The sequence below is a fragment of the Candidatus Oscillochloris fontis genome, from assembly GCF_004138135.1.
GTDB lineage: Bacteria > Chloroflexota > Chloroflexia > Chloroflexales > Chloroflexaceae > Oscillochloris > Oscillochloris fontis.
The window spans coordinates 1-14,159 of sequence record NZ_RYFD01000032.1 but is presented as its reverse complement, the minus strand read 5'-3'; the positions used below and the strand labels follow the sequence as shown (position 1 = coordinate 14,159).

The following is a 14,159-nucleotide window of genomic DNA, read 5'->3' as shown; positions in this document are numbered from 1 at the left end:
ACCTGCTTTTTTCTCGTATGTTGGCGGCTTCGCCGCCAACATACGAGAAAAAAGAGTTCTTCGGGGGAAGTTTCACCTCCCCCAAATCCCCGCCGGACGATTAACCATCTCTAGCGGAAGGGCGGCGAGTAGAGCAACCCACCCTCGGTATAGAGCGTGTTGAGACCACGCGGCAGGTTGAAGGGGGTATCGGGGCCAAGGTTGCGGTTGTAGATCTCCGCATAGTTGCCGACATGCTTAATCACGCGGGCGGCGAAGTCATTGGGCAGGCCAATTCCAGCCCCCAACTCGCCCTCAACGCCCAGGAAGCGGCGGATGTTGGGATCTTCGCTCGCCGCAAAGTCACCGATATTGGCCGAGGTGATACCCATCTCCTCCGCCTCGATGGTGGCATTGACAATCCAGGTCACCGCATCGGCCCACTGCGCATCACCCTGGAGCACCGCCGGGGCCAGTGGCTCCTTGGACATGGTGACATCAAGGATCTTGTGATCATCCGGGTTGACCGCCTTGGTCTGATAGCTCACCAAGCCCGACTTATCGGTGGTGAAGCCGTCACACTGGCCAGTGTCATAGGCTTGGAAGGTCGGATCGGCCTCCTGGAAGATCACGGCCTCGAAGTTGATGTTGCGGGCGCGGAACTGATCGGCCAAGTTCAACTCGGTGGTGGTACCGCTCTGCACGCAGATACGCGCACCCTCCATGTCCTCCAGCGTCTCGATGCCGCTGTCTTTGCGTACCATCATGCCCTGGCCATCATAGAAGGTGACGGGGGCAAAATCGAGGCTCACCGAGCCATCGCGGGTGAGGGTGATCGTGGTATTACGCGAGAGGACATCAACCTCGCCGCTCTGGAGAGCGGTAAAGCGCTCCTGGGCGTTCAGCGGGCGAAATACAACCTTGGTGGGATCATCGAAGAGCGCAGCCGCAATTGCACGGCAGAACTCAACATCAAAACCGCTAAAGTTCCCGGCACTATCCACATTGCCGAATCCGGGTAGCACGTTGTTCACACCACAGATCAGATTACCACGCGAAATGATGGTCTGGATACGCCCACCGGTGTTGGATTGAGCAGCCGGCGAAGCAGCGGGAGCCTCGGTCGCTGGGGCAGCGGTATCCACTACTGCCGCTGGGGCACTGGCCACCGGGGCGGGGGTGTTGGCAGCCTGCGGTGTCTGACCACCACATGCGGTTAGAGCTAAGGCCAAGGCCGTCGCTAAGGCGGGGAGAACCTGCCGTCTCATCTGCATGCTCCTTCTAAAATGGTGTTAAGCGGCACGCTGACTATACCAAACCCTATCGGTAGAGACGCGCCGCAGCGAACCCTCTGGGTATACACTGTTAACCGTTATCGGCTAATAGTGTATAGAATCATGAACGCACAACACAGGTGGTGTAAAGGGTTTCTCTGCCCGATCCGCACGGTGATGAGGTCATCTGCAAGGGCAACGCGACACTGCGTCATATTTGTTCAACTGGGATTACTGAGGATTGTACCACAACCTTCGGTGGGACGCAATTGGAATATTACCACACATGTGCTACAATAACCTCGCTGTTGTCGGGATTCGGAGGCGGCAAGTCGTTTCCGAAGATCTTTTTTGTTGTGTTTTGGCGACAACGTCGCTCAAACAGAACATATCTACACCAATCTATGTATCTCAAACGTCTCGATATTTTAGGCTTTAAGACCTTTGCGAGCCGCACAAGTATTGCCTTTCAACCGGGGATTACGGCGATTGTGGGGCCGAATGGTTCAGGTAAGAGTAATATTGCCGACGCCGTGCGCTGGGTACTAGGGGAACAAAGTCTCTCCACACTGCGCTGCAAGCGTTCTGAAGAGTTGATCTATTCGGGAGGCGGGCGGCGCACCGCCGCCGGGTTGGCCGAGGTCTCACTGACGATTGATAATAGCGACCGCCTGCTGCCACTCGATTTCGATGAGGTTACGATTACTCGCCGCGCTACACGCAGTGGTGAGAATGAGTATTTCATCAACCGCAATCGCGTGCGGTTGCGCGATCTTCAGGCGGCCACCGAGCCGCTAGGGGGTTCCTATACCATCATCAATCAGGGTCTGGTTGATGCCGCATTGACGTTGCGCCCCGAAGAGCGGCGGCGACTCTTTGAGGATGCGGCTGAAATTGGCGGCTTCGATCTGCGCCGCGCCGAGGCACTACGCCGCTTGCGCGAGACCGACGCGAATCTGCAACGGGTGGCCGATCTGCTGGAGGAGTTGGAGCCGCGTCTGCGGGCACTCAAACGCCAAGCTGGCCAGGCACGCCAGTACCGCGAATTGCATGGTGAACTGCGCACCCTTCAGGAGCAGTTCTTTGCAAGCCAGTGGGCATATGCACGGGCCGAGACCACCCGCACCCGCGATGAAGTGGCACGCCGCGATCTTCTGCTCGACCACGCACGATCCGCCCAACTTGCGGCGAGCCATGCATTGCGCCTCCTGCGCGATGGCCTCCGCGAACAGCGCGAATCGCTGGGGGTGCTACATCAGCAGAGTAGCGACCTGCACCGCCGTGCCGAGATCCTTCAGCGTGAGTTGGCGGTTGATGCTGAGCGCCTGAGTGCGTTGAGCCGCCGTGCCGAAGATCTGGAGCGCCGCCAACAGGAATTGGCCGCTCACCACGCTGAGGAGGCGGCGCGGCACACGCAGATGCTCACCGAGGTGCAGCAGGCCGAGACGGCCCTGGAGGCTCAACGCCATGCTCAACGTAGTGCTGAGGCGGAACTGGCCGAGGCCGACCGTGGACGGCAGGCGCTTGTCCGCGAGGTGCGCAACGCCCAAGAGGTGGCGCTGCGTGCCGCTGCAAGTGTCGCCGAACGAGCCAGCCGTGCTGAACAGTTACGCACGCAGGCCACTCGGCTTGAACACGACCGCAGCCAGTTGGTGGTGCTCGCTACCCAAGCCGAAGCGCAGGTGGCGCATGCCCAAACCCACCTCGCCAGCACCCAGAGCAATCTCGCGGAGGCTGAAGCAACGCGGCGCACCAGTGTCGAGGAGGAACGCAGCGCCCGCAGTGCCCTCGAAAACCTCCGCAGTGAACGTGCGAACCAGGAGGATCAGTGCGCCGCCGCCCGCCGCCGAGTCGCCGATCTTGAGGCGCGCCTTGAATCATTGACCCGGCTGGCACGTTCCTATACCGGCGTCTTTGCTGGGGTGCGCACCGCTATGCAGTGGGCCGAGCGCAGTGGGCGCAGAGGCTTTGCACTGGTGCAGAGTATTATCCGTACCCCCGCCGAGATCGAGACCGCAATTGAGGTCGCGCTGGGTTCGCGCTTACAGCATGTGGTCGTGGAGCAGTGGCAGGATGCCGAAGAGGCGATCAATGAACTGAAACGCAGTGGCGCAGGACGCGCCACCTTCCTGCCGCTCGATAGTATCCGTGGCGCCGGCCGCAGCGATCTGGGTGGGGTGACGGTGGATGGGCTGGCGGTGTTAGGCGTGGCCGCCGATCTGGTGACGTATGATCAACGCTATGCCCCGGTGGTGCAGCAGTTGTTAGGCCGGGTGTTATTGGTGCGCGACTTAGCCACCGCCCGCGCCGAACTGCGACGCATGAGCGGCGGCTGGACGATAGTTACGCTCCAGGGCGAACAGGTACAGAGTAGTGGTGCCGTGACCGGCGGCGCACAGACGAAGGAGAGCGGAGTCTTGCGCCGCGAACGTGAACTGCGCGAGTTGCCCGATCAGGTGGCGCTCGCCCGCCAGCATGGTGCTCAGGCCGAGCAGCGGCGTGCCGAGATCGAGGCCCAGATTCAGGCCCAGACCCACACCCTCCGCAGGAGCGAGACGCACCTACGCGAGGCCCAACGCACGCTCGATGCGTGTCGAGCGGCGGTTGATCAGGCCACGCGGCAACTGGCACAGGCCGAGCAGGAGCGCGGTTGGGCCACACAACGCCAAGAGCGGCTGGCGCGCGACCTGCGTGCCCTCGAAATTGAGGCGACGACCTTGGCGGAAGAGTGCCATAACGCCGAAACCGCCGCTGCGGTTGCCGAAGCCCACTTGGCCGAAGTGCGCAGCCGCCAGGAGGCCGCCGCTCAATCCGACCGCCAAGCCCAGGAGCGACTAGCCGAGCTACGCGCTGCGGCTGGTGCGGCTGAGGGCCACCTGCAAGCCCAGCGCACCCTGCTGGCGGCCCACGAACAGCGGCTGAACGAGACCAACCGCCAGGTCTCCGCCGTGCGCCAGAGCCTCGCGGAACTTGAACAGGAACGCGAGCAGATTGACCGTACCCATACCCGTATCAAGGCCGAGCATCACGCTTTGGTGAACGAGATTGACCATCTGCGCAACGCAATTGACCCGGCAGAGCAGGCATTAGCCGCCGATGAGGCAGCCCAAAACGTGCTAGAGCAACGTGAACAGGCAGCAACCAAGATCCTGTTGGAGCAGGAGGCGGCCTATAGTCGCGCCACCATCGAAGCCCAACGCGCCAGCGACCGCCAGGATGGGATCTACGAGCGGGCGGCGGCGGAGGATATTGATGTTGAGGCACTGCCTGTGCCCGAATCTGCCCAGGTAGATCCAAACATGCCCGCAGCGATTGAAAGCCTCCGCACCAAGATCCTGCGCTTGGGCGCGGTCAATCAGTTGGCCTTGGAGGAGTACGAAGAGGCCAGCACCCGCCAGCGCTTCTTGAGCGAGCAGGTGGCCGATCTGCGCACGGCTGAGACCGCGCTACACGAATTGATCGCCGAGCTTGAAAGCGCCATGAACCAGCGCTTCACGCGCACCTTCCACGCCGTAGCGGACGAGTTTGAGCAGAGTTTCGTGCGCCTCTTTGGCGGTGGCTCAGCGCGTCTACAACTGACCGGAGCCAGCGCAGCGAGCGAGAATGGCCATATTGTCGGTGAGCACGAGACAGATGCACCAAGCAGCGGGCGCGATCAAGGCGTCGAGATCATCGTGCGGCCCCCCGGAAAGAAGCAGCAGAGCATCGCGCTGCTCTCCGGGGGCGAGCGAACCCTGACGGCGGCGGCGTTGCTCTTCGCCATCCTCAAGGTGAACCCTAGCCCGTTCTGTATTCTCGACGAGACCGACGCCGCGCTGGATGAATCGAACGTAGGGCGTTTCCGCGAGGCACTCGCGGTGCTAGTTGATCAGACCCAGTTTATCCTGATCACCCACAACCGGGGAACCATCGAGGCCGCCGACACGCTCTACGGTGTCACCATGGGCGATGACGGAGCCTCGAAGACCTTCTCGTTACGGGTGGAAGTCTAAGCCCTCACGCCGCATACTGCTGGGGGAATGACGGTTGCACCGGCACATTGGGGCCACAGTAGTAGAGCCGCCCGGCTTTCCACTCGGTAAGCCCGGTTGCGCAGAGCCATGCGGCAACTGTGGCAGCACGGCGCAGAGCGGTACTCTGGGCGAGTGGGGCAAGTTCCTGGAGGACACTGGCGACCTCGGCGCGGCGTAGACCCTCGCTGGCGCGGATGGCCGCGATCACGGAACGGGTTGGTTCGCGCTGGAGGAGCATACGGCGTAAGGCGGTACGCTGTTCAACTTGGTTATAGTTGGCGAAGGCCCGCCCAAAGGGAGTCAACTCAGCCGGTTCGCCCGAACGACCGGGTTTCACAAAGCCGAGGATACGCGCTGCCTGGGTGTAGTACAACCCCTGGCGTGCGACCTTTGTCCCAATATAACCCGCAATCTCATCGGGCAGCGTCTTACCCCGGATAATGGCTTCAGGTACCAAAGCCACATCCCAGAGAATATCGGCCTGCGGAATGTCGATGGTCTCTTGGCTCATCGTCGCCCTCATTCGTGTTTATGTTTAGTACTCTACCCACTCGTATTTGTGCCCAATGAACGAACATGAGTTCTTGTATTCTACTATAACGCACCTTTGTCGTTTGTCAAGAGGCAAATTGAGTAGAGGCGAAGCATCGCCCACCCATCGCGTCCATGTTTCCCAAGCTCCAATTTCAGGAGCATCATGCAGAAGCGCCACCATACTGACGCAAACCCCGTTGCCAGACAAGGCGTGCCACGAGCAACATCGCTACCGCCACCCCGCCAGCGAGTCCTAGGCTCATCGGGTTGAGGCGGGAGGTAAGTGCCTCGGCGGGGATCGTCACCGCAAAGGCCACCGGCACAATGAAGGTGAGGATGCCCCGCAACCAGCCGGGATAGATCCCCACCGGCCAGCGCCCCGCTGCATAGATGCCCTCGAACAAGTTGACCATCTCATCCATACGCACCACCCAGAAGGAGATACTCGTCAGGATCAGCCAAAAACTATAGAGCATGATACCGCCCAACCCCAAGGCAAGCGCAAACGCAAGGGCGGCAAACAGATCAATCTGGCCACCGATCTGTATTAGTGCACTGATCAAGACCAGCACCCCTATCAGCACATTCACCAACTGCCAGATCCGGATCTCACGCACACTGATGAGCACTTGGGCATCTTCGGGTTTCGTCAGTGCGAAATCGAGCGTACCCTGCTGAATATCTTCCATGAGGCGCAACATATTGGGCTGGATGAAGGCTTGAATGATGCCGCCCATCAGGATATGCACCCCCATGACCGCGAGCAGTTCGGGTTGGCTCCAACCCGCCAATGCCTGGGTATGGCTAAAGACCAACTCCAAGCCGATCAATCCCACCGCCAGCGCCACCGCCGATTGGAGCAACTGGACAAAGAAATTGACCCGGTATTGCAATTCATTCAGCGCCCCAATGCGGAAGAAGTGGAAAGCGAGCCGAATGAGTCTCATCGCAGCCCCCTAATTGCCCACAGCGGTAAAGGCGCGCATCCCTTGCCGCCAGATCACCCCCACCCCGGCTAGTCCAATCCCGATCCAGAGGATCTGCATCGCCAAGCCCATCAGGAGCTGCGCTGGTGTAAGCTGACCAACCAGCGCCTCAATCGGAAACCCGAAGGTCCACTGGAAGGGCATGTAGCGAGCAAGGTGCTGCGCCCAACTTGGCAGAAGCGCCATCGGCACCAGACGGCCAGAGAGGAGTAGTTCGACCGCAAAGAAGAGTTCGTAGATCGCGCTCACCCGGGTCGTCCAGAAGGTGAGCATCCCCAGGCACCAGAGCAGCATGGTACGAATAAGGTATGCGCCCCATATCGCCAGCAGAAAGGTGAGGATGCCCGGCCATGTCGGGTGCAGTTCGGGGCGAAAGAGCAACGCGAGGGCGGCGGCCAACGGCAACCAGAGGATGATCACCACCACCTTCCAGCCTGCAAAGTAGGCAATGTCGCGGTGCAAGGGGTGGATGGGCCGCAGCAGCGCCGCCGAGAGTTCGCCATGCTGAATACGCCACTCCCAGCCATAGGGAGTAAAGACAATATTCATGTTGCGCACTAAAGTCCAGACAATATAGTAGGCGGCGAAGCTCCCCGACGTATAGCCGCCTACACTACCACCCTGCGCACGGGCAATGGTACTCCACACGACCAAATAGATGATCGGTTCGGCGATCATCCCGATCATGTAGAAATAGTTGGCGGTACGGTACTGAAGCTGAGTGATGACGGCCAGCTTCATGGTAGTACGGTAAAAATCGAAGAGGTGACGCATCGGCAGCCTCCATGACCAAGGGCCAGAGCGCTCGCCACAGCGAGAACTCCGGCCCTAGTGATCGAGCATATTCGATACGACTCAGCGCACAACCACCTCAAAAGGCGGGCCAACAATCCGCAACACCTCGTGAGCAATATCCTCTTCGCGACTGTTGCTGACCGGAATCGTCACCATGGGGCGCTTGGGGGCTTCGCCATTAGCGAGCGAATTGCGCAGCCACTTAACCGCTCCCATCGAAGCGAGAACCCCACCCAAAAAGCCGGAGATACCACCAAAGACCGCCAACCCAGCCGTAAACATGAACAACGCGGAGAGTGCCGGACCAATGCTATTGATGTTGCCCATCCCGCGTACATCGGGGGTATCCATTGAGAACATACCGAGCAAGAATCCGAATGCACCCAGTGCAACTGCTCCGGCAAGTGCCGAGCCGATGATGATCATGTTACGGAAACTATACTCTGTTGCCCCCAAGCCAACCAGGTCGCCCGCATCACCAGCAGACGTCCCGACTTTTGCCCCAGTGAACCCATTCTCGCGCAGGGCCGCTGCGGCGCGGTTGGCGTCGCGCTGGTCGGTAAATGTCGCCATAATCACGGCCATCGTCGCAACTCCTTCATATCATACATAGGAATTTGCCCTATTGTACCACTGGTTTGGGCAAGCTGTTGCAGGAGTATCAGGTCGCAAAGACCTGCTCGATCACATCATCAATCGGTGGTTCTTCAATGGTTAGATCGCGCACCGGAAGATCGGCCAGTATGCGGGCGGTGATGCGGGCGGCATCGGCTTTGGGCACGCGCAGTGTGGTGCGGCCACCATCACTCGCCACGACCTGCCCATAGGCGCTCAGATCGGTTGGTTCCGCCAGCGAGATGCCGATCTGACGGTAGGCCGCGAAGCGCTCGACAAGGCCACTCAACGCGCCGTCGTAGCGCACATGGCCGTGGTGAATGACTATCACCCGCCGACAGAGCGCTTCAACATCGGCCATGTAGTGGCTGGTGAGCATGACCGTGGCCCCATAGCGACGGTTGTACTCGGCAATGAAGCTGCGGATGCGCCGCTGCATCGTGACATCAAGCCCGATGGTGGGTTCGTCCAGGTAGAGTACCTGGGGCCGATGCAGCAGAGCGCCGATGAACTCCATCTTCATGCGCTCGCCCAGCGAGAGGTTGCGCACCGGCTTATGCACCAGATCACCAACCTCCATCAAGCCGATCAACTCGTCACGGGTTTGGCGGTAGGTATCGGCGGGCAGACGATAGATCGCCCGCTGCAACTCAAACGAGTCGAGCGCGGGCAGATCCCACTGCAACTGGTTGCGGTTCCCCATCACCAGCGTCATTTGGCGTAAGAAAGCCGCCTCGCGGCGCTGCGGGGTGTAGCCCAACACCTGCACCGTGCCCCCACTCGGTTGGAGCAGGCCAGAGAGCATCTTCAGGGTTGTTGTCTTACCCGCCCCATTCGGGCCAAGGAAGCCCACCACCTCCCCTGGCTGAATCGCAAAACTGACCCCGGCCACCGCCGCAACTTCGCGAGTCTGGCGCTGTACCAAACTGCGTAGTGCGGCGGTTAACCCGGCCTCGCGCACTGGCACGCGGTAGACCTTGCACAGATCGGTAACCTGGATAGCGTTGGTGTTGTTGGGCATAGAACTAGAGACTAGCCGCAAAACGCTCGATGGCCTCGGCGGCCACTGGCCACGCCGGATCGAGCATGACATTGTGCGCCGACTCAGGCACCACGACCAGCCCGCAGCGATAGGCGGCGGCGGTTGAGCGCTGGGTGGGCAGCCCATAGACCGCGTCCTTTTCGGCACCAATCACCAGCATCGGCGTGCGGCAGCGGGCTGGGCGCGGGCGCAGGAACATACTACTCATGGTCATCATGGGCGGTTCGGGCACCAAACGTGCCACATGGCGCAACAGATCCGCCTCGCTGATATCGCGCCGGAAGAGGGTCGCCCGCATCGCCTTGGGTTCAAAACGCAGCATCTCGGAGAGCGAAATCGGCTCCTCCGACTGGCGCGGGGTGAAGTAGTCGCGCAGGCTGACCGGGGAGGTGCAGAGCATGATCGCCCCGGCAATGTCGGGTACTGGGCCGAGGACACCGGTGATCAGCAGTTGCACCAGGAGGCCACCCAGGCTGTGGGCGACCACAATCGGGCGTGCGCCGACCGCCTGGATCGCGGCGCGCACATCACTGGCGTACTGCACCACCGTGCTGCGGCGGAAGTTGGCCGGGCTTGGGCTATTGCCGTGGCCGCGCAGACTGATCGCATGCACCTCAAAACCACGCGCCGCCAAATCGGGCTGCGCCACTTCCCAGCACCACGCCCCGTGCCATGCCCCGTGGATGAGCAGCAGCGGGCGAGCATAGCGGCGCTGGGCGGGGTGAGCAATACTATGTTCGAGATCCATACTATTTGGCCACAAAATCAGAGGATAAGCCCAAGCGTTTGCGCCGCTCTTCAGCCAAGCGTCGCTTCTCGGCGATCATCTCGTCGGTAACATAGACCCCAAATGAACGCAGGCCCGCCAACTGAAGACCATGCTTCTGCCAGAGGCGGTACATCTCCTTGACCCGCTCCAGTTCGATGTTGCGGCCCAAGGTGTAATCACCAAACAAGCCCTCCATCGCCAGCAGCGCCGTCTCCGAGAGGCAGGCATAGGCAGTACCGGGGGGCATGTCAATATCGAACCCGAAGTCGGGTTCACCCGGCAGGACAATCTCGCCACTCTCGATGATCAACACATCGGGACGGCGCGCCGCGTCTTCCTTCTTGACATCAGGGGGCCGGGCGACATCACACACCACCGCACCGGGCTTCAGCTTGTCAACATTGATCACCTTGCCGGTGAGAGCGCTGGTGGTGGTAATGATCAGATCCGCATCACTCACAAACGGATCGGGATTGGTCGCCGCAGTGACCCGCGCACCCGGCGTCTCCTGTTCGATCTGTTGCTTGAGGGCCAGCAAGCGCTCAGCACGCGGTGCAATCAGCACCACATCACCGACGGCCTGGGCCAACAGACGTGCGCAGACCGCGCCAATCGAACCAGTAGCCCCGATCACCACCGCCCGAACATGCTCAGGCCGCCCGCCCTTCATCAACGTCACCGCCTGTTTCGCGGCTTCCAGCGTTGCAGCGACCGTGAGCGAGTTGCCCGATGTGATCCCGATTTCGGTCTTTTGGGCCACCGTAATCCCAGCATCACCCACCACCGAGGTAAACGCACCCAGCCCCATCAGGCGGGCACCCATACGCTCAGACATCCGCGCAGCCCGAATAAGGCGGCGGTAGGTGAAATCGGGAGGGCGGCGCATCATCTCACGCGGGGTTGCGGCGAGAGTCATCAAGATCCCCTCGGCCTCTTCACCGGTAGACATAGAACGAATACCACGGATGCGCGAAAGATACATCGGCGGCATCTGAGCCGCTATCACTTCAACCAGACGTTGTGGGAGGTAGCGTGTCCAGCGGAAGGCGGGATGCTTGGAGATCATGGCGGTACGCAGCGGGTGGATCACAAACGCAAACTTCGGCTTAGGGCGCGGATTGAGATCCTGCACCGCTGGCCCCCAATGGGCAGCGGCAATAAAATCGAGCACCTCAGCCTCATTGGGCTGGCGTCCCGTCTCCTGAATCGCGGCCACAATCGCCTCCAACACATCACTGGAGACAAACGGGCGCGGGCAACTCCCCTCATCAGTCAAGGGCGGGTGCATCGTCACCAGCGTCATCACCCCGCGTTGGCGCAGATCTTCAATCTCTTGGGGCGATGGATCATCGGTGACAATCACTTTGCCCTTGAGATCTTTGGGTGCAAAGCGGCGGATAAAGGCGAAATCACCCGCAATCACATGCGCCCAACTGAAGACGCGCTCAGCGCGGGGATCGTGGCCCTCCTGACCGAGCGCAATCGGGTGGATCATACGGTAGGGTAAGAGCGCCGTGATCGGGAGCGTAGTCGCTGCGTAGAGTTCAAGCTGAGCCAGACTGCGCGGCAGCGGCAGGAAGCGCAGCCCACTATGGATGATTGGATCTGCAAAGCGCAGTTCGGCATCATATTGAGCCAAAGCCGCCGCCATCTGATAGCGCTCGATACCACTCGTCAGCAAGATCTTCTTGTAGCGGAAGAGATCGGGCGCACGGCGAGCCGCCTGAGCGATAGACCAGCGCTCCAGGGTACTCTTGATCACCCCGCCATCCACCACGGGAGTACGGCGGGCCTGACTGGCAATGTGAATGGCCTCGTGATGAGGATAGCGTGCCGCACCCACCCGGAAGATCGGGGTTAAGCCCCCCAACCCGATCACATCAACCCGTCCGTCATACTCACGGATAAGCTCAGCGGCACGGGCGCTGTCGCCATTGGTACCGATGCGCTGGATTTCGATGCGCTGGCCGAGAATGGTCGCGGTAAACCGATAATCTCGTGTTGATGAGCCTAGGCTGATACTGAGAACACGCTTCATAGCACCCTACTCCTGTGGAGGGATTCCACTCGTGGCTGGTTTGGTAAGCAACCCAAGGCTAAAGCTCTTGGGCTTTACCCTGCACTACCGACGAGTCGGCAACCGGGTAGTATGGCGGGCTTACAGCCACCCGGCCAGCAATATTGCCAGCCGCGATCACATCTGCTGGCCCAGCGAAGCCACAGGATGTGCAAACAAACGAAGCCTGGGTTTTGCGGTTGGCCTTGTCAATACAACCGCACGCGGGACAGGTACGAGAGGTATTCCGAGGGTCTACGAAATGGACAGGCACCCCCGACAAAGCAGCCTTGTAGACGATAAAGGCGCGAAGCTGGAAAAAGGCCCAGCTATGGAGCGTGGCGCGCTGCGACCGTCGAGCCCTGACCCGCGTGCGCATGTGCGTCAGGTCTTCCAACGCTATCGCCCGCTTCGTGCGTTCGGCCTTCGCCACGATCCGCTTGCTGAGGTTGTGGTTCACCCAGGCGGCGTACCTTCGTTCCTGGCCTGCGAGCTTCCGCAAGCGGCGGCGGCTCCCGTGAGTGCGCTTCCGCTGGAGCTTGGTTCGCAGGCTCCGATGCCGGTAGCGAACGTTCTTCATGCCCGTACCAGCGTGGATCTCGCCGTCGCTATCCACGGCGATGTTCGTCACCCCCAGGTCAACCCCCAACACGCCTTCCACGTCAAGCGGATCGGGCGTCTCAACCTCGCATACCGCGAACAAGTACCACTCACCGTTCACCAGGGCCAGATCCGTCTCACCGCGCTGCGAGGCAAGCAACTGGCGCTGCCTATCGCCACAGAGGAACGGGATTGCCTGCCGCCCGTCCAACGTCCAGATCGAAACTTCCGCTTTGGGCATGGCAAACGACAGGATGCGGTCGTCGTAGGCAATTGCGCCGTGCGACGAAAAAGACCGCATCACCTTCTTGTCGAGCTTATAGGCGTCTGCGACCTTCGCAATGCAGCGAACCGTCAACTGTGCTGCAAGCTCGAACGTCTCACGCACGGGCTGGTAGACCAGCTTGTGAACCGCAAACTGCCGAAAGGTCTTCGTCTCCCAGGCAACGCGGCTGATGTAGTTACATGCCTCATTCGCCCGCTCAAGCGTGCGCGTAAGGGCGTCGGCCTGCTCAGGGGTGGGCTGCAACTTCAGTTGTATCGTGAGCCTCATAATATGATTATGATACCACAACCCGAACGTCCGTACAAGTCCGGACTAAAGCCGCTCAAGCGGGGCGCTCCTTCCAGCGCTCAAGCTGCTGGGTTTCCGCGCCTAAAGGCAAGCACTCTATGAGTATAGCATACCTGTTAAGGGAAGGTGTGAGGCAAATAGAGTGACTGCATCCCTCCAAGGCTCTTCCTGACTTTTAACGGCGTCCAATCGAGGGAAGAAGGAATGGTACTTGCGTTTTATAAGTACGATACGAATCACCAAGACGTAATTCGAGTTCGTATTCCTCAAAATATTTCAAGAAGAAGATGTGTACGGGAATAATCCCAAAGAGGGTATAGAGGGTCAAAAGAGTTGAGCCGGTAATCAACGAGAGACTCAGAGCAGAAAGATAGTAGCCGAATGACATGGGATTACGGGTCATACGATAGACATCTTGCACGACGACCCGTTGAGTCAGACGAAACGCATTGGCACCGCTGCCAAGGGCACGCAGTTTACGATTAGAGATACTCAGAAAATAGAGCCCTGGAATGGCGATGATCAGCCCAAACAAGATGAAGAGTGGACGCATTGGAAGCGGAGAGAAACCAACCAGAAAATCGAGTTTGTTAATGCCTGGGTAGAAGATGCTAATCATAAAGGGCAAACCTAACCCAGCAAAGAAAAGAAAATGCATGATACGACTGGTCTCTTCGGCGGCTATCTTGCTTGGTTGTTGCCGAAGCCGACGACCGAATACGATGGTAGCAAGAAAAAATACAACCAGACCAAGTAGGCCCACAATCAGTGTGATCATCGTACACCTCGAATCGTAGCATATAAAATTGTAGCGTATAAAAAAGCTGCCTTGTATATGTTATACCCTCACCTTACGCAGTACGTATGTACGGATAAAGACGGTCTTTCGTGCCAGATCATGCTCCTTGCGTCGCCCGTAGCG

At 59.7% G+C, this 14,159-nt stretch carries 11 protein-coding genes; 1 reads left to right on the top strand and 10 read right to left on the bottom strand.

What is annotated here, in order from left to right:
• Window positions 1-110 precede the first annotated feature (110 nt).
• Window positions 111-1,247, bottom strand: coding sequence for an amino acid ABC transporter substrate-binding protein (locus tag EKD03_RS12520; RefSeq protein WP_174842864.1), 1,137 nt, complete (start codon window positions 1,245-1,247; stop codon window positions 111-113).
• A gap of 410 nt (window positions 1,248-1,657) precedes the next feature.
• On the opposite strand from EKD03_RS12520, the gene smc reads away from it, so the two are divergent.
• Window positions 1,658-5,245, top strand: coding sequence for a chromosome segregation protein SMC (gene smc / locus EKD03_RS12515; protein ID WP_129631156.1), 3,588 nt, complete (start codon window positions 1,658-1,660; stop codon window positions 5,243-5,245).
• 4 nt (window positions 5,246-5,249) lie between these two features.
• Here the strand turns inward: smc and EKD03_RS12510 are convergent, their stop codons facing one another.
• From EKD03_RS12510 to EKD03_RS12470, 9 genes are all read right to left on the bottom strand, one after another.
• Window positions 5,250-5,777: a DUF7226 domain-containing protein gene (locus EKD03_RS12510; RefSeq protein WP_129631153.1), complete on the bottom strand. Its 528-nt coding sequence runs from the start codon at window positions 5,775-5,777 to the stop codon at window positions 5,250-5,252.
• Window positions 5,778-5,961: 184 nt separating this feature from the next.
• Entirely contained in the window at window positions 5,962-6,747 is a 786-nt protein-coding gene (locus EKD03_RS12505; RefSeq protein WP_129631150.1) for an ABC transporter permease, read from the bottom strand.
• A gap of 9 nt (window positions 6,748-6,756) precedes the next feature.
• Window positions 6,757-7,560 (bottom strand): ABC transporter permease, encoded by an 804-nt coding sequence (locus tag EKD03_RS12500; protein ID WP_129631147.1) that lies wholly within the window; start codon window positions 7,558-7,560, stop codon window positions 6,757-6,759.
• An 81-nt stretch (window positions 7,561-7,641) separates the two neighbouring features.
• Window positions 7,642-8,166 (bottom strand): hypothetical protein, encoded by a 525-nt coding sequence (locus tag EKD03_RS12495; protein WP_129631144.1) that lies wholly within the window; start codon window positions 8,164-8,166, stop codon window positions 7,642-7,644.
• Between the two features lie 76 nt (window positions 8,167-8,242).
• Window positions 8,243-9,217, bottom strand: a complete 975-nt coding sequence (locus EKD03_RS12490; RefSeq protein WP_129631141.1) for an ABC transporter ATP-binding protein — start codon at window positions 9,215-9,217, stop codon at window positions 8,243-8,245.
• 4 nt (window positions 9,218-9,221) lie between these two features.
• A complete protein-coding gene (locus EKD03_RS12485) occupies window positions 9,222-9,986 on the bottom strand; it encodes an alpha/beta hydrolase (protein WP_129631137.1) in 765 nt (254 codons plus the stop codon).
• A gap of 1 nt (window position 9,987) precedes the next feature.
• A complete protein-coding gene (locus EKD03_RS12480; RefSeq protein WP_129631134.1) occupies window positions 9,988-12,045 on the bottom strand; it encodes a serine carboxypeptidase in 2,058 nt (685 codons plus the stop codon).
• A gap of 58 nt (window positions 12,046-12,103) precedes the next feature.
• Window positions 12,104-13,216, bottom strand: coding sequence for an RNA-guided endonuclease InsQ/TnpB family protein (locus EKD03_RS12475; protein WP_129631131.1), 1,113 nt, complete (start codon window positions 13,214-13,216; stop codon window positions 12,104-12,106).
• 196 nt (window positions 13,217-13,412) lie between these two features.
• Window positions 13,413-14,015, bottom strand: coding sequence for a methyltransferase family protein (locus EKD03_RS12470; protein ID WP_129631128.1), 603 nt, complete (start codon window positions 14,013-14,015; stop codon window positions 13,413-13,415).
• Between the last annotated feature and the right edge of the window lie 144 nt (window positions 14,016-14,159).